This is a genomic window from Micromonospora sp. NPDC048843 (genome assembly GCF_040649965.1).
Taxonomy (GTDB): Bacteria; Actinomycetota; Actinomycetes; order Mycobacteriales; family Micromonosporaceae; genus Micromonospora; species Micromonospora hortensis.
Genome location: NZ_JBEZGJ010000097.1, coordinates 12,594 through 27,303, shown reverse-complemented (window position 1 = coordinate 27,303; position 14,710 = coordinate 12,594). Strand labels below are relative to the sequence as shown.

Here is a 14,710-nt window from a genome sequence, read left to right as displayed (position 1 = left end):
ACCGACCGCACCTCGTGGCATCCGCCGGTCAGCAGCACCACCAGCAGGTCCAGCACGAACCCGGGGTTGCTCTGATCGGGCCACGAGGTCAGAGAACCATGCTGACCCCGTTGGCCTTGCACGCGGCGCTGACATCCTTGCCGGCCTTCTCGAAGGCCGGGTTGTCGGCGGCGGTCGCCGGGTCCGCCGCGGCCGCAGCCTTGGCCGCCTCGGCGGCGAACGTCCGCAGGGCGTCGGCCAACTTGCCGTCGCCGGTCGAGGCGACAGTTGTCACCTTCTGCTCCAGCCCAGTCAGGATCTTCTTGAAGTCGGCCGCCGACGCGTCGCCAGTCGTGGCGACCTTCACCATCTCGGTCCTCATCTCGTCGCTGGCCTTCTTCACCGCCTCGCAGAGCTGCTTGTCGGTCGCCGCGCCCGCCGCGGGAGACGAGGTCGGCGTGGCGGCAGCGGACGTGGCCACAGCGGACGGGGCCGCGGAGGTGGGAGCGGGCGTGGTGGATCCGGCGGTCGTCGCCTTATCGGTGTCGCCACACGCGGCGAGGGCCGTCGAGACGGCAAGGATCAACATGGCGGAAGCAAGACGGGAAGATTTCACGGACGCGGACGATAGTCGAAGCCCAGGCGATGATCAATCGGCTCGGCGTCCCGTCCATCCTCGGCGGCTCCACAGTGTTCGATCATGGCGCAGTCGCGGAACGAAGCGCGAGGATGGAGGTCGCCGTCAGTGCGACGGCGCGGTCCTCGTCGTGCGACAGGTCCGTGAGGGCGCTTACGGCCGTGCTCCCCGGAATGTCCGCCAACGCCTCGGTCAGCCGTCGCCGTGCGGACGGTGCGACGCCGCCCTGCCGGAGGCAGGCAACGAGCCGGGTCGCAATCTCGTCTGCCAGCGCGGGATCGGCCGCCAGCAGGCTCAGCGCGTCGGCAGCGTCGACATCCTTGCTCTCCTCGATGACCATGTCGATCAGCGTGGGAAGCGCGTCCGCCACTCCGCGCGCCCCGAGCGCCAGAGCCGCGTACCCGCGGACCACGATGTCGGGGTGCGTGAGGGCGTCCCGCAGCACGTCGGTCGCAGCGGCGTGCGGGATCTCGGCGACGGACTGAACGGCGCGCCTGCGTACCTCGGCCTCCGGGGAGCCGAGGCCCTCGGCCAGCAACGCCAACCCGCCGTCGCCGGACTGCGCCAGCGCCCAGCGCAGGGCTCCGGCGACGTTCGGGTCCGACTCACTCAGCACCGCCTCGACAAGTGCCTCCACCGGCACCGGCCCCTCACCGACCGAGGACAGGGCGGCGCGTTGACGGGTGCCCGCGCTTTCCGAGCCCAGTGCCCGCAGGAGTGTGACGACCTGCAGGACGTCCTCCCAGTCGGACGGGTCCGTGGCACCGATCCGACGGAGTCGGGTGAGCAGCTCCATCTCATCCGCGATGCGGAGTCGTGTCCGCCGGATGAGGTCATTGACGAGTTCGGCGGGGGTGAAGCCGGGATCGTCGAGCGCACGGCGGACGTCTCGTAGCGACAGGCCCAACGACCGCAGGCTCTCGACGTGGAAGATCAGCCGGATGTCCTCGCTGGTGTACTCGCGATAGCCGGAACCGGTACGACCAGTAGGCCGGATCAGCCCGAGCGCGTCGTAATGCCTGAGCATGCGCGCGCTGACCCCGGACCGTCGCGCCACCTCACCGATCAACACCTGGCGTCATCCCTTCTCGTGCGTCGGGCCGAGGGCGACGACACGCTTCGCCGCCTCGATCGCGAACTCGAACCCGGCATCCGGGTCCTGCATCAGACGTTGTGTGGCGACCGCGTGGGCGCGTACGCGCGGGTCGAGATCCCCCATCGCGGCGCGCAGGATCGGCATGACCACCTCGCCGAGCGCGATCAGCGCCCGGCTGAGGCTCAACTGCATCTCACGCCCGCCCCGCCCGAGCTGCGTCGACAACACCGTGGCCAACTCGGGCTCCCCGCCAGAGGGTACGAGCGCGACTGCCGCGCGCCAGGCACTGCGCGCCACCTCGTCGTCGGTGTCGGTCAGCAGCGTCCGGGTGATCGCCGGCCAGGCTCGCCGATCCCCGATCTTGGACAGCGTGTGCAATGCCTGACTTCGGGCCTGCGCGCGCTCCGAGCGGAGCTCATCGGTGAGCTTGGCAACGGTCAGTGCCGGTGGGTGGCGCAGGAGTGCCCAGGTGAGCATCTCGCGTACGGAGAACTCGGGCTCGACCGCGCAGCGCTCGATGAGCGTGTCGATGAGCTGCGGGTCAGGAGCCGTGCCGACCGCCAGCGCCGCGCGCAGCCGTACCGACGGGTCGCTGTTTCCCAGCCCATGCAGAGCCCTCATCGCGTTCGTGTCCTGTTGCGGCGTGGTCATCGGAATCACCCCTTTCCGCCCCAGTGAAGACCTTGTCACTGTGTCAAGGTCAACCCGTTCTCGCTGCTACTCGGGGCGCGGTCACCCGCACGTCGCTCAGGATCGTCGCCCGCTCATCGCGGTCGGTGGCGCCGGGTCTCTGTGAGCTTCATCTAATGACCATCCGGCAGCACCCACCTATATGGACAGCGGGCTGGTAGGAAGAGGCGAGTTGCCTCACCTCAGGGAGATGATCGTGGCACGTCCCCACCTGTCCCGCCGTTCGCTGCTGACCGCCGGTGGCGCCGCCGCCGTGGCGCTCGGCGCGGCCACACCCAGCCCGTCCGCCGCCTCCGCCGCGCCAGCCGACAACCCGGTCGAGACGCCGACGGAGGCGCTGCGTCGGCTACAGGCCGGCAACCGGCGGTTCACCTCCGGCCACGGCCGGCACCCGCACCAGGGCCTGACCGACCTGCACCGGCTCGCCGCCGGCCAGCACCCGTTCGCCATCACCGTCGGCTGCGCGGACTCCCGGGTGGCCCCCGAGGTGCTCTTCGACCAGGGGTTGGGTGACCTTTTCGACAACCGGGTGGCCGGCAACATCGTCGACGACCTGCTGCTCGGCAGCGTCGAGTTCGCCGTGGAGGAGTTCGGCAGCCTGCTGATCGTCGTCCTCGGCCACGAACGCTGTGGCGCGATCACCGCCACCATCGACGCCATCCACACCGGCGGTACGGCCCCCGGGCACATCGGCACCATCGTGGACGCCCTGCGTCCGGTCGTCGAGCCGGTGCTGGACCAGCCCGGCGACCCGGTGGAGAACGGGGTGCGCGCCAACATCGCCGCCCAGGTGCGGGCGCTCAGCGCACGCAGCACCATCATCGCCGAGAAGGTGCACGAGGGCGCGCTGCGGGTGGTGGGCGCCCGCTACGACCTGGACAACGGGCGGGTCTCCCTGGTGGCCTGACCGGGATCTCCCCCGGCCACCCCTTCGTCTGGTGGCCGGGGGCGACCGGGTTGGTACAGAGGCTCACGAGCTGTCGGGAGGTTGGAATCGCGTCGGCGACGCTCACCGACCAGCGACACCGAGTATGGACCCCTTATGAAATTGCTCGTGCGTGCTCGGACCAAACTGCAACGTTGAAGAAGCCTTTTACGCCACCGTTCAAACAACATTCTTCTGACCGTTCAGGGCGGCCCTGCGGACGCATTGGCGCCAGACGAGACAGGCGACGCGAGTCGACGTACGATGTCCCTGTGGGACTGGCTGGAGCGTCAATCGTGCTGGCAGTGGCCGCCGTGGTGGCGGTGTCCATGGCCCTGGCCGGGGCTGTGACTCGGCACCGGAGCCGACGGCGCTGAGACGCCCCTACGCAGTGGCGAGAGGCCGACGCCCGTTGAGTCCAGCACCATTTCGTGCACTGAAGTTCCGCGTAGGTCGCGCTAGCATCTGACGATGACCATCGTGCTCATTGTCGGACTGTTCTCCGTGGTGGCCGGCGCGCTGTTGGCATGGCGACCCATTGGAATGGCCCACCTGGTAGGCCACTTCGGCCTGGTCAAATACGATCCAGCCAGGACTTCAGAATATCGGCTCATCGGAGTCGTGATGGCCGTAATCGGACTGGCGCTGACCGGGGTGGCCCTACTCCTCTGAGGTGACGACCGCGCCCAGCCGTTGGCAACCCATTCCCGGCCGCACCGACGGCGGCGCTGGCCGGTCAGCGGATGGGGCCCGACAAGCGTCACCTGTCACGTCGCGGTGCACGGGTACGGCGGTAGTAGGACCATCCGGCCAGCGGCAACGCGACCGCCCAGGCCAGCAGGAGCGGGAGACCAATGAGGACGCCGGCCGGGGTGAAGATGTCCTCTGCGCTGGATTCCGGCAGGTCCGCGGCGAACTGCCAGGGCAGGGTCGCCGAGTAGCCGATCATCAGGGCGGATCCCAGCACCGTTGGCGTCAGCGGCAACCACTGCGGCACCCGACGTCCGCGCAGCCACGGCACCCACCGGGGGAAGACCACGCCCCAGTCCTGAATGAGCCCCAGCGCCAGTACGCCGCCGAGCCCGGCGAGCACGCACAGGAGGCCCAGGTAGAACGCGCCGGCCGGCAGCCCCAGGAAACCGTCGACGGGGTGGTCCCCCACCCCGGGCCCCCGACCGTGGTACCACTCGCGGAACGGACCGGGGTTGGCGAACAGCGGGATGCCGAGGATCCAGGGCACGTGCAGCGGGATGAACCCCAGTACGGGGGCGATCCAGGCCACGTGTCCGGCTCGGCGGGCCCAGGGCGGCGGCGGGGCGGGCATGGCGTTCGTGTGTGGTGTTCGAGTCACGGCGTCGTCTCCATCAGCGGCGGGCGTTGGCACCTCTGAGATCACCGTCGCCGAACGGCGCGGCGAGCGGATCGCCGCACGGAGGGAAATCGCCTCCCCCACCGCAGGGATGGTGTCTTTTCGTCACGACAGTCCGTGTGACGGAAACACTTCACGGCAGCGGGCCACGCTGCCGAGGCTGGACACCATGAATGTGACACGGCTCGACCGACCAGGCGACGGCCACCCACAGCCCTCGCCCGGGGACACCCTCGCCCGCATCACCGTCGTGGACGCGCTGCGTGGAAGCGCGCTGCTGTTGATCCTGCTGGTGAACATCGTGTTCTTCAGCTCCGGCTACGATTTCCACCTGGTCGACGATCCGGCGCGCGGCGCCGTCGACCTGCTGATCGCCGGCGCGGTGGAGCTGTTCTTCGCGATGAAGGCGTACCTGTTGTTCGCCTTCCTGTTCGGCTACAGCTTCACACTGCAACTCGACTCCGCGGCTCGGCGCGGCGCGGCGTTCCGCCCGGCGTTCCTGCGCCGGCTCTCCGGGTTGTTCGTCCTCGGTGTGCTGCACGCGGTGCTGCTGTTCCACGGCGACATCCTCACCACGTACGCGTTGCTCGGTCTCGCGCTGCTCGCGGTCCGGCGGATCGAGCCCCGCACCGCGCTGATCGCGGCGGCGTCCATCATCGGCGGCATCGCCGTCGTGGTCGGGATCGCCGCGGTCCTCGGTGCCACGCTGGTCCCGGACGAGGCCACAGCGGTCAGCGCCGGTGCCCGTTCGACGCTGGCCCTGGGCGGCGGCCTCGGCGATGTCGTCCTGGAGCACCTGCGGTCGATGCCGGCGATGATCGGCGGCCTCGCCGTGCAGGGGCCGCTGGCGTTTGCGGCGTTCCTCGTCGGCCTCGCCGCCGGCAAGCACCGGCTGCTCGCCACCGTGCCCGCCCACCAGGACCTGCTACGCCGGTGCGAACGGGTGGGGTATCCGATCGGTCTGGCCGGCGCCGTCGTGTTCGCGGTCGGTGGTTCTACGGCAAACCTGACCGGACTGATGGTCAGCATCGTCACCGCGCCGTTCCTGGCCGCCGCCTACGCCGCGACCCTGCTGCGCCTGTTCACGCGGCGGCCGCGCCTCGCGGACGCGTTCGCGCCCGCTGGGCGGATGGCCCTGACCAACTACCTGGCCCAGTCGCTCGTGTGTGTGCTCGTCTTCACCGGCGTGGGGTGGGGCCTGGTCGGCCGCACCTCGCCGGCACAGACACTGCTGATCGCACTGGTGATCTTCGCGGTGCAACTGGTGGTCAGCTCGTGGTGGTTGCGGCGGTTCCGGTATGGCCCCGTCGAATGGGCACTGCGCGCCTGGACCCACGGGGCGCGCCGCCCCAACTAGGGTGCTGACATGGTCGATCGGCACCAGGTGATGAACTTCCGGGTCCGGGCCCAACAGCTCGACCGGGCCGAGGGCACGCTCGCCGACACCGCCGTCCTGGACCTCGGGGTGCAGAACACCGGTCCGGACGGCGGGCGGTGGGCGCTGGCGGTACGCGGGGTCGACGTGACCGCGGTGTCCGACACCGACCTGGTCCTGCTGTGGACGGTGCGGGGCGCTCCCCACCTCTACCGCCGGACCGACGTTGCGAAGGTGGCGGCCGCCGTCGAACCCAACTCCTCGGCCGACGCGGGCAAGCGCATCTACGACGCCGCGAAACCGTTGAAGGCCGCCGGCATCGACACCCTCGCGGCCCTGGACGACATCGCCGGCCGGATGCGGGCCATCGTCAGCACGCCGACGGTCAAGGGGGACGTCTCCGCCCGCCTGGCCACCATGCTGCCCGAGCCCTACCTGCGGTTTTGCCGCCCGTGCGACGCCACGCACCTCTACGAGATGCCGTTCCGGCTCGCCGCCCTGCGGGCCGGACTGGAGTTGCAGCTCGACACCTCACCTCCGGTCCTGCGGCGCATCACCGGGTTCAGGAAAGCGGCCGCTACGGGCAACCGCTTCGACCTCATCCGCGCCTATCTTCGCCTGCTCGGTCCGGCCACCCCGAAACAGGTCGCCGACTATCTCGACGCCCCGGTGAAGGACGTCAAGGCGCGCTGGCCCGACGATGTGATCGAGGTGACTGTCGACCGCGAGGTGCGCTCACTGCTCGCCGCCGACGAGGAGGCGCTGGAGTCCGCCGACGGCACTGTCACCCGACTGCTCGGCCCGTTCGACCTCTTCCTCCAGGCCAAGGACCGGGCAACGCTGGTGCCGGACGCCGCCCACGCCAAGGAGCTGTGGCCGGTGTTGGGTCGCCCCGGCGCCGTCCTGGTCGACGGCGAGTTGGTCGGCACCTGGCGGCCCCGCAAGTCCGGCAGGACGTTCACTGTCGCCGTCCAGCCGTGGCAACGGCTGTCGAACACCACGCGTAAGGCCATCACCGCGCAGGCCGAACGCCTCGCCGCGTACCGCTCCGTCTCCCTCAGCGGCGTCGACTTCGGCAGCTAGTCGCCGACGACACTCACTCCACTGCCCAGGCGATGGCGGGCGGGTGCACCCGAGCGCAGATCGGCCCACCGGCGGCATCGGTCAACCCGACCCGGCCGACCAGCGTCCCGTTGCCCTCGTGGGCGGCGCGCAGCAGCGCGGTCGGCACGTCGGTGAACATCAGCTTCGCTCGTCGGAACATCGCGAAGCCGTCCTGGGTTACCGCGCCCCAGCTCAGATAGAGAAACCGCGCCCCGGGGCGGCCGTGCACCCAGGGGCCACCGACGTCGAGCGCACCGTCGATCTCGCGACTGGACACCTCGAAGGACCAGGTGGCGCGTGCCGCGTCGGCCGGCACCTGATCGACCACCTCGGCCTTGCGCTGCACCCCGACGTGCACGTTGCCCCGCCGCAGCGCGTCGGCCTCCGCACCGGGACGCTGACCTGGGAGATCGCTGCCGTCGATCCTGATCCGCATGGCACCGACTCTAGTTACCGGGCTGGCTGCCCGACGGGGGTGTCATCCTCGCCGTACTCGCCACGGATGGGCAGGTAGTAGGCGGGCAGGAACGCGGCGATGATGGCGACGCCGGCGATCGGCACGAACGCGCCGACGAGGATGCCGGAGCCGATCCAGACCAGGGCGAGCGCGAAGCGGCGGCCGATGGCCCGCGCACCGAGCGGCCCGAGGCCGGGGTCCAGCAGTTTGGCCCGGCGGAGGTGCGCCCACACGATGTTGAAGAGGGCCGCCGCCGTCCACAGTGTGCCGCCGTAGACGACGACCGACGCGCGCAGCCCCTGTTCGGCGCGCAACGCGTCGGCGAGCAGTGACGTGGAGAACGGCAGGAACGCGATGACCATCAGGAGCAACGTGTTGAGGAACAGCACCACTCGGTCGACGTGCCGGACGCGGTCGAACATGACGTGGTGATTCACCCACACCTGCCCGATGAGCAGGAAGCTCAGCGTGTACGCCAGGTACGACGGCCACAGCGCACCGAGCCCCTGGACGAGGCGACCGAAGTCGTGGGGCGGTTGGATCTCCAGCACGAGGAGCGTCACGGCGATCGCGAAGACACCGTCGCTGAAGGCCAGCAGCCGTCCCGGGCTACGGGTAAGCCGTGAAGTTTCCCTTTGGGGAGGCACCTCGCGAATTATGCTATATGTCGGCTTTCCTCATCGGCAACGCCGGCGGCAGTCTTGCGCAGGTAGGTCTCGGCCAACTGGCGTAGGCGCGTCCGGTCGAAGCTGTCCCCGTGGCCGGGATGGACGACGGACACGTCGAGGTCGACGAGGACCTGCATGCTTCGCCGGTACGCGGCCACGTCGGAGTTCGGCAGATCGTCGATCAGGGCGCCCTCGTAGACGATGTCGCCCGAGTACAGGGTCCCGGTGTGCTCCTCCATCAGGGCGATGCTCCCCGGCGTGTGGCCGGGAAGGTGCAGCACGGTCAGCACCCGCCCGCCCAGGTCGACCCGGTCGCCGTCGTCGAGCAGATGGTGCAGGGTCATCGGTGCGACGCGGTAGGCAGCCGGGTCGTAGTCGGGATCGGGCAGGACGTCGATCATGAGCTCCGGGATGTCTTCTCCGGCGGCGTCGATCCCGAGTTTGTCGAAGAGTTCCGCGCCGTACAGGCTCGCCGGTACGCCCGTCGCCAAGACCCCGGCCTCGGCGGGGTGGGCGGCCCGCTCTCCGAACTCTGACGCCCCACCGACGTGATCCAGGTGCGCATGGGTGAGCACGATCATCGGATCGCGCTCGAACAGGCCCGGAATCGCCTCCCTTAGGGAGACGACGCCGAGCCCGGCGTCGATCACGATGTCCCGGTCGGTGCCCCGCAACCACCAGATGTTCGCCGACAACAGTTCGTTGACGTGCGGTTCCGAGATCCGGACGACGTCGCCGCCCACTTCGGCCCGCGCATACCAGTCGACCATTCCCGAGAGTGTGCCAGCGTGGCGACGGCGCTTCGACCCCGCGAATGGGCAGCATCGCCGACGTCCGAGCCTCGAACCGACTCAGATGATCGCGAAGAGGCGGTCGGCGGGCTCCACGACGGCGGCCAGCACCGCGCCGGGCACGAGGGCCGGGTCGGTCGCGCGGATCGTGTCCGCCTCGAAGGTGGCGAATCCCGGCCCGCTGATGCGCAGGTGGACTTCCAGCTCGGGATTCTCTCCAGCCAGGTGGTTCGCCACCGCGAGGATCTCCGCCGTCGCGGCGACACCGGCGGCTGACAGTCGACGCGCGTCGCGGCGCGAGCGGCCCACCACCCGCCAGCCGAAGACGCCGAACCCGACACCGATGGCTGTCGCCAGGACGCCACCGACCAGCAGACCCCAGAAGTCGCTGGACGATCGCGGCGGGTCCAGTGTCACGGCGGTGACGAGCAGGACCGGTCCGGGTAGGCAGATCGCCAGGAACAGGAGCCGGGAGAGCAGCGCGCCCACCGGACCGACACGCGCTTCCGCTTCGCGGGGGGCACTCGTCACCCTTGCACCGTAGTGCAGCGGCCGGCTGGCTCACTCCACCGTCCAGGCGGGGCCGGGAAGGGTGAATCCGTCCGCGCCGGCACGCGGGAACGCCCGATCCGCCGATCCGTTCGAGTACGCCGTGAAAGACTCGCCCGGCTGGCGGAAGGGGCGGGGATGCAACCAACCTGGCTCGTAGCGCTCTCATGGGCTTCGCTCGCGCTCGGCGTCGTCAGCCTCGCGGTCGTGCTGGCCGACACCTATCTCCGCGGAAACCGTCAGCCGGTCCGGGTCATGGAGATCGTCTGGCTGGTGACCGTCCTCTACATCGGCCCGGCCGCTGTCCGCCTCTACTGGAACTGGGGCAGGCCCGAGGCGTTCTCACGGCGGCGACAGGAGGGGCAACCGCGACGGCCCCGCCGGGCCATCGTCGTCACCCACGTGTCCCGCTGCGGCGCGCACTGCGCTCTCGGGTTCATCGTCGCCGAGGTCGCCCTGTACGCCGTGAGATTCGACCCGGCCGAGGACCCGCTGTGGCTCGACTACGCCGGGGACTACCTGATGGCGGTGACGATCGCCGTGCTCTTCCGGTACTTCGCCGGGCCGGGTCGCAGCCTCGGAAAGGTCTGGCACGCGCTGTCGAATGTCGGCAGGATCGAGCTGCTGACCATCACCGCGTTCGAGGTGGCGCTGTTCGTATGGCTGACGCTCGCGCATCGCGTGGTCTTGCCGGAGCCGCCTCTGCGACCCGACAGCCCCACGTTCTGGTTCGCCGGTCAGCTCGGGCTGATAGCCGGCTTCGTCGCGGCCTGGCCGACCGCCTCCTGGCAGCTCGGCCGAGGGCTGAGATTCGAGCCGCGCCGGCTCCCCGACGACTGAGCGGGGCCCGACAGCCCCGAAGAACAACAAAAGGCAAGGAGATCCCTCTCCCTGCCACTTCTAACGTATACCGCACCTGGGGGCTTGCGGCAAGACCCCGGTGGTGGCGCAGAATCGGCGGCCGGACCAGCACAAACGAGGTAACGGGGGCCAGACGTGGGTGTGTTGTCGATGGACGGGAACCGCGGCGACCGGGCACCGCTGTTGGATCTTCGAGAGGTCGACGAGACGCAGGTGTCGGTCGTCGGCGGCAAGGCCGCGCACCTGGGCGCGCTGTCCCGAATCGACGACATCCGGGTGCCGGGGGGGTTCTGCGTGACGACGGCCGCCTTCCGGCGGATCATGGCGCAGACGCCGGCGATCAACGATCGGCTCGATCAGTTGTCGCGCCTGAGCCCGGACGACCGGGAGGCGATTCACACGCTCAGCGCGGAGATTCGCCGCAGCGTCGAGGAGACCCCGATCCCGGGCGACCTGGCCGCCGCGATCACCGGCGCGCTCGCCCGGTTCGGCGAGCAGGCCGCCTTCGCCGTGCGGTCCAGCGCGACGGCGGAGGACACGCCCACTGCGTCCTTCGCCGGCCAGCAGGACACCTACCTGAACGTGGTGGGGCCGGAGGCGATCCTGCGGCACGTCAGCCGGTGCTGGGCGTCACTGTTCACCGAGCGGGCCGTCATCTACCGCCTGCGCAACGGCATCGACCACCGGACCGTCCAGATGGCTGTCGTCGTACAGCAGATGGTTTTTCCGGATGCCTCCGGCATCCTGTTCACGGCGGACCCGGTGACGGGCAACCGGACTGTCGCGACAGTCGATGCCAGCTTCGGCCTCGGCGAGGCCCTGGTGTCCGGCCTGGTGAACCCGGACGTCTTCACGGTGCGCGACGGCGAGGTCGTCGCCGGCACTGTCGCCGCGAAGCAGCGAGCCGTCGCGGCGCTGCCCGGCGGCGGCACGCGGGAGGTGGCGATCGACACCCACCGGCAGGAGCAGCCGGCGCTGACGCGGGCTCAGGTGGTGCGACTCGTGCGGCTCGGGCGACGGATCGAGGCGCATTTCGGCCGTCCGCAGGACATCGAGTGGTGCCTGGTCGACGACGACTTCCAGATCGTGCAGAGCCGGCCGATCACCACGCTGTTCCCCATCCCGGCGGCCGATGACCAGGAAAACCACGTCTACCTCTCGGTCGGTCACCAGCAGATGATGACCGACGCCATGCGGCCGCTGGGGCTCTCCATGTGGCAGCTGACCGCCATGGCCCCGATGCTGGCGGCCGGCGGGAGGTTGTTCGTCGACGCCACCCGACTGCTGGCCTCCCCCGCCGGCCGCGCCGGTTTCCTCACGATGGCGGGGCGCGACGATCCGCTGATGAGGGACGCGCTGGAGACCCTGATCGACCGCGGAGACTTCATTCCGACGCTCCCGGACCAGGGCGCTCCGGGTAGGCCGACGACCGGCGGCGCGTCCACCTCGACCGAGACCGACCCGGCCGTCGTCGCCGAGCTGATCGAGCGCAGCGAGGCGTCCATCGCCGCCCTGCGGCGCGATATCGCGACGGTGACCGGTACGGCGCTGTTCGACTTTCTGCTGGAGGCCTTCCAGGAGCACAAGCGGGTCCTCGGTGATCCGCTGAACATGCGAGCGATCATGGCCGGCATGGAGGCCACCTGGTGGCTCAACGACAGGTTGCACGAGTGGCTGGGCGAAAAGAACGCCGCGGACACCCTCACGCTCTCCGCACCCGGCAACGTCACGTCGGAGATGGGGCTGGCGCTGCTCGACGTCGCCGACGTGATCCGTCCGCATCCGGAGGTGGTGGCGTTCCTCCAGGACGTCGCGCACGACGACTTCCTCGACGAGCTGCCAAAGGTCGCGGGCGGGGCCGAGGCGCGCGCCGCCATCGAGGCGTATCTCGACCGGTACGGCATGCGCTGCGTCGGCGAGATCGACATCACCAGGCCGCGGTGGAGCGAACGCCCCGGCACGCTGGTGCCCGTGCTGCTGGACAACGTCAAGCTCTTCGAGCCGGGCGCGGCCCGGCGGCGCTTCGAGCAGGGTGAACAGCAGGCGCGGCAGCAGGCGCAGGAGGTGTTGGCGCGCCTGCGGGCGCTGCCGGACGGGGAGCAGAAGGCCGACGAGACCGCGCGCATGATCGACCGGGTGCGGGCCTTCATCGGCTACCGGGAGTACCCGAAGTACGACATCATCAGCCGCTACTTCGTCTACAAGCAGGCGCTGCTGGCTGAGGCCGAACGGCTGGTGCACGCCGGCGTGCTCACCGAGGCCGAAGAGGTCTTCTACCTCACGTTCCAGGAGTTCCACGAGGTCGTGCGCTCGCACCGGGTGGACGACGAGCTGATCCGGCGGCGCCGCGACGAGTATCGGTCACACCAGGGGCTCACCCCGCCCCGGGTGCTGACCTCCGACGGCGAGGCGATCACCGGGGCGTACCGACGCGACGACGTGCCGGCCGGCGCCCTGGCCGGTGTGCCGGTGTCCGCCGGGACTGTGGAAGGACGCGCCCGCGTCATCCTGGACATGGCGCAGGCCGACCTCGAAGCGGGTGACATCCTCGTCACTGCCCACACGGACCCGAGCTGGACTCCCCTGTTCGTCGGTATCGCTGGCCTGGTGACGGAGGTCGGCGGGTTGATGACGCACGGCGCGGTGATCGCGCGAGAGTATGGCCTACCGGCTGTCGTCAGCGTGCTCGACGCCACCCGGCTGATCCGCGACGGGCAGCGGATCCGCGTGCACGGCAGCGACGGGTACGTCGAGATCCTGCCCTGACCGACGGCACCCTCAGGAGGAACGACGATGGCGGTTTCGGTCCGACGACTGGCGATCGCGGTGGCGGCGGCGGCGACGCTGGTGTCGTTGGTGGGGTGCGGCAGCGGCGACGACGCCACCGAGGCGCGGACGACGCCGAGCCCGGAGGCGACGCTCGCCTCGCCGCCGGCCGCCGATCACGAGTTCCGGCAACTGGAGGAGCAGTTCGGGGCGCGGCTGGGCATCTCCGCCGTCGACACGGGCACCGGTCGCACTGTGGAATACCGCGCCGACGAGCGGTTCGCGTACGCCTCGACGTGGAAGGCCCTCGCTGCCGCCGAGGTGCTCGACGGCACCACCGACGCCCAACTGGATCGCGTGGTGCGGTACTCGGCGCGGGACCTGGTGGCGCACTCCCCCATCACCGAGAAGCACGTCGGCGAGGGCATGAGCCTGCGCGCCCTCGCCGACGCCGCCGTGCGCTACAGCGACAACACGGCCGGCAACCTGCTGCTGCGCCACCTCGGCGGACCGGCGGGGTTCGAGGCGAAGCTGCGCGCGCTGGGCGACACCGTCACCGACGTCGCCCGCTACGAGACCGCGCTGAACGAGGCAACACCTGGCGACAGGCGGGACACCAGCACCCCGCGGGCCCTGGCTGGCGACCTCCGGGCGTACACAGTGGGGGTTGCCCTGGAACCGGCGGACCGCGACGTGCTGCGCGGCTGGCTGCGGGGCAACACCACCGGCGCGGCGTTGGTCCGCGCCGGGGTGCCGGCCGGCTGGGTGGTCGGGGACAAGACCGGGACCGGTGGGTACGGCACCCGCAACGACATCGCGGTGATCTGGCCGCCCGACCGGGCCCCGATCGTGCTCGCCGTGCTCTCCAGCCGCGACACGAGGGACGCCACCCCCGACGACGTCCTCATCGCCCAGGCCACCCGGGTGGTCGTCGCCCAACTGCGAGCATGAGTCGGTCAGGTCGCGCTGCCGCTGTCGTACGCCGTCTGGTGGCGGCGGATCTCGGCGTGGTGGTCGGCGGACCAGGCCGCCAGGGCCAGGACGGTGGAGAGCAGTGACCTGCCCAGGTCGGTGAGGGCGTACTCGACGCGGGGTGGCACCTCGGGGTACGACGTCCGGCTGACGAGCCCGGTGCGTTGGAGGTGTTTCAGGGTCAGCGTGAGCATGCGTTGGGAGATGCCGGGGATCGCGTCGCCCAGGTCCGAGTAGCGGACAGGGCCATCGGCCAGCGTGCCGATGATCAGCACGCTCCACTTGTCGCCGACGAGGTCCAGGACCTCCCGGATGAAGTCGGCGTCCTCGTCGTTCCAGTGTGCGCAGGGCCCCGGGGCGGCCCGGACGTTCCCCCGGACGTTGGTGCGCCTGCGCCGGAGATCTCCTGCGCTCATCCTCGCCACCCCTCCGCGCAGCCCGCGCTACGCACATGAATGTACCTTTTGTGGC

General features: G+C 70.2%; 16 protein-coding genes. 7 read left to right on the top strand and 9 right to left on the bottom strand.

The genetic code is table 11. The features are described from left to right. Positions 1-88: 88 nt before the first annotated feature. The 3 genes from AB0C20_RS22030 to AB0C20_RS22020 all read right to left on the bottom strand — a co-directional run bounded on the left by AB0C20_RS22030 (position 89) and on the right by AB0C20_RS22020 (position 2,333). Positions 89-568, bottom strand: a complete 480-nt coding sequence (locus AB0C20_RS22030; protein ID WP_357186868.1) for a hypothetical protein — start codon at positions 566-568, stop codon at positions 89-91. Between the two features lie 109 nt (positions 569-677). After that, positions 678-1,688, bottom strand: a complete 1,011-nt coding sequence (locus AB0C20_RS22025; RefSeq protein WP_357568631.1) for a HEAT repeat domain-containing protein — start codon at positions 1,686-1,688, stop codon at positions 678-680. Positions 1,689-1,694: 6 nt separating this feature from the next. Beyond that, on the bottom strand, positions 1,695-2,333 hold the full coding sequence (locus tag AB0C20_RS22020) for a HEAT repeat domain-containing protein (RefSeq protein ID WP_357187055.1): 639 nt from the start codon (positions 2,331-2,333) through the stop codon (positions 1,695-1,697). A 265-nt stretch (positions 2,334-2,598) separates the two neighbouring features. Between AB0C20_RS22020 and AB0C20_RS22015 the strand changes: the two genes are divergently transcribed. Together AB0C20_RS22015 and AB0C20_RS22010 are read left to right on the top strand one after the other, a co-directional pair. Continuing rightward, positions 2,599-3,309, top strand: coding sequence for a carbonic anhydrase (locus AB0C20_RS22015; protein WP_357568630.1), 711 nt, complete (start codon positions 2,599-2,601; stop codon positions 3,307-3,309). A gap of 489 nt (positions 3,310-3,798) precedes the next feature. After that, positions 3,799-3,999 carry a hypothetical protein gene (locus AB0C20_RS22010; RefSeq protein WP_357568629.1) on the top strand — a complete coding sequence of 67 codons (201 nt, stop codon included), beginning with the start codon at positions 3,799-3,801 and terminating at the stop codon, positions 3,997-3,999. Between the two features lie 88 nt (positions 4,000-4,087). Here the strand turns inward: AB0C20_RS22010 and AB0C20_RS22005 are convergent, their stop codons facing one another. Beyond that, positions 4,088-4,678, bottom strand: coding sequence for a hypothetical protein (locus AB0C20_RS22005; RefSeq protein WP_357568628.1), 591 nt, complete (start codon positions 4,676-4,678; stop codon positions 4,088-4,090). Between the two features lie 187 nt (positions 4,679-4,865). Between AB0C20_RS22005 and AB0C20_RS22000 the strand changes: the two genes are divergently transcribed. Both AB0C20_RS22000 and AB0C20_RS21995 read left to right on the top strand, forming a co-directional pair. Next, positions 4,866-6,053: a DUF418 domain-containing protein gene (locus AB0C20_RS22000; protein ID WP_357568627.1), complete on the top strand. Its 1,188-nt coding sequence runs from the start codon at positions 4,866-4,868 to the stop codon at positions 6,051-6,053. A gap of 9 nt (positions 6,054-6,062) precedes the next feature. Then, positions 6,063-7,154: a winged helix DNA-binding domain-containing protein gene (locus tag AB0C20_RS21995; protein ID WP_357186886.1), complete on the top strand. Its 1,092-nt coding sequence runs from the start codon at positions 6,063-6,065 to the stop codon at positions 7,152-7,154. Positions 7,155-7,167: 13 nt separating this feature from the next. Here AB0C20_RS21995 and AB0C20_RS21990 read toward each other — a convergent pair whose 3' ends face one another. From AB0C20_RS21990 to AB0C20_RS21975, 4 genes are all read right to left on the bottom strand, one after another. Next, positions 7,168-7,611 carry a DUF5990 family protein gene (locus AB0C20_RS21990; protein WP_357186889.1) on the bottom strand — a complete coding sequence of 148 codons (444 nt, stop codon included), beginning with the start codon at positions 7,609-7,611 and terminating at the stop codon, positions 7,168-7,170. A gap of 14 nt (positions 7,612-7,625) precedes the next feature. After that, on the bottom strand, positions 7,626-8,279 hold the full coding sequence (locus AB0C20_RS21985; protein ID WP_357186892.1) for a TMEM175 family protein: 654 nt from the start codon (positions 8,277-8,279) through the stop codon (positions 7,626-7,628). Between the two features lie 8 nt (positions 8,280-8,287). Beyond that, on the bottom strand, positions 8,288-9,070 hold the full coding sequence (locus tag AB0C20_RS21980) for an MBL fold metallo-hydrolase (RefSeq protein ID WP_357186895.1): 783 nt from the start codon (positions 9,068-9,070) through the stop codon (positions 8,288-8,290). An 81-nt stretch (positions 9,071-9,151) separates the two neighbouring features. Further along, complete coding sequence (locus AB0C20_RS21975) at positions 9,152-9,622, bottom strand: hypothetical protein (protein WP_357186898.1); 471 nt, start codon at positions 9,620-9,622, stop codon at positions 9,152-9,154. Positions 9,623-9,778: 156 nt separating this feature from the next. Here AB0C20_RS21975 and AB0C20_RS21970 point away from each other — a divergent pair, with 156 nt between their 5' ends. The 3 genes from AB0C20_RS21970 to bla all read left to right on the top strand — a co-directional run bounded on the left by AB0C20_RS21970 (position 9,779) and on the right by bla (position 14,218). Then, positions 9,779-10,480 (top strand): DUF4396 domain-containing protein, encoded by a 702-nt coding sequence (locus tag AB0C20_RS21970; protein ID WP_357186900.1) that lies wholly within the window; start codon positions 9,779-9,781, stop codon positions 10,478-10,480. A 171-nt stretch (positions 10,481-10,651) separates the two neighbouring features. Further along, positions 10,652-13,267 (top strand): rifamycin-inactivating phosphotransferase, encoded by a 2,616-nt coding sequence (rph, locus tag AB0C20_RS21965; protein WP_357568626.1) that lies wholly within the window; start codon positions 10,652-10,654, stop codon positions 13,265-13,267. A gap of 27 nt (positions 13,268-13,294) precedes the next feature. Continuing rightward, on the top strand, positions 13,295-14,218 hold the full coding sequence (gene bla, locus AB0C20_RS21960; protein ID WP_357568625.1) for a class A beta-lactamase: 924 nt from the start codon (positions 13,295-13,297) through the stop codon (positions 14,216-14,218). 5 nt (positions 14,219-14,223) lie between these two features. On the opposite strand, the gene AB0C20_RS21955 is transcribed toward bla, so the two are convergent. Next, complete coding sequence (locus AB0C20_RS21955) at positions 14,224-14,655, bottom strand: helix-turn-helix domain-containing protein (protein ID WP_357186909.1); 432 nt, start codon at positions 14,653-14,655, stop codon at positions 14,224-14,226. Positions 14,656-14,710 lie beyond the last annotated feature (55 nt).

What these genes read in the sequence shown, in the direction of transcription:
- AB0C20_RS21970 (WP_357186900.1), top strand. Translation starts at nt 9,779, where the DNA reads ATGCAACCAACCTGGCTCGTAGCGCTCTCATGGGCTTCGCTCGCGCTC.
- AB0C20_RS22010 (WP_357568629.1), top strand. Translation starts at nt 3,799, where the DNA reads ATGACCATCGTGCTCATTGTCGGACTGTTCTCCGTGGTGGCCGGCGCG.
- AB0C20_RS21995 (WP_357186886.1), top strand. Translation starts at nt 6,063, where the DNA reads ATGGTCGATCGGCACCAGGTGATGAACTTCCGGGTCCGGGCCCAACAG.
- AB0C20_RS21980 (WP_357186895.1), bottom strand. Translation starts at nt 9,070, where the DNA reads ATGGTCGACTGGTATGCGCGGGCCGAAGTGGGCGGCGACGTCGTCCGG.
- rph (WP_357568626.1), top strand. Translation starts at nt 10,652, where the DNA reads ATGGACGGGAACCGCGGCGACCGGGCACCGCTGTTGGATCTTCGAGAG.
- bla (WP_357568625.1), top strand. Translation starts at nt 13,295, where the DNA reads ATGGCGGTTTCGGTCCGACGACTGGCGATCGCGGTGGCGGCGGCGGCG.
- AB0C20_RS21955 (WP_357186909.1), bottom strand. Translation starts at nt 14,655, where the DNA reads ATGAGCGCAGGAGATCTCCGGCGCAGGCGCACCAACGTCCGGGGGAAC.
- AB0C20_RS21990 (WP_357186889.1), bottom strand. Translation starts at nt 7,611, where the DNA reads ATGCGGATCAGGATCGACGGCAGCGATCTCCCAGGTCAGCGTCCCGGT.
- AB0C20_RS22030 (WP_357186868.1), bottom strand. Translation starts at nt 568, where the DNA reads ATGTTGATCCTTGCCGTCTCGACGGCCCTCGCCGCGTGTGGCGACACC.
- AB0C20_RS22020 (WP_357187055.1), bottom strand. Translation starts at nt 2,333, where the DNA reads ATGAGGGCTCTGCATGGGCTGGGAAACAGCGACCCGTCGGTACGGCTG.
- AB0C20_RS22000 (WP_357568627.1), top strand. Translation starts at nt 4,866, where the DNA reads ATGAATGTGACACGGCTCGACCGACCAGGCGACGGCCACCCACAGCCC.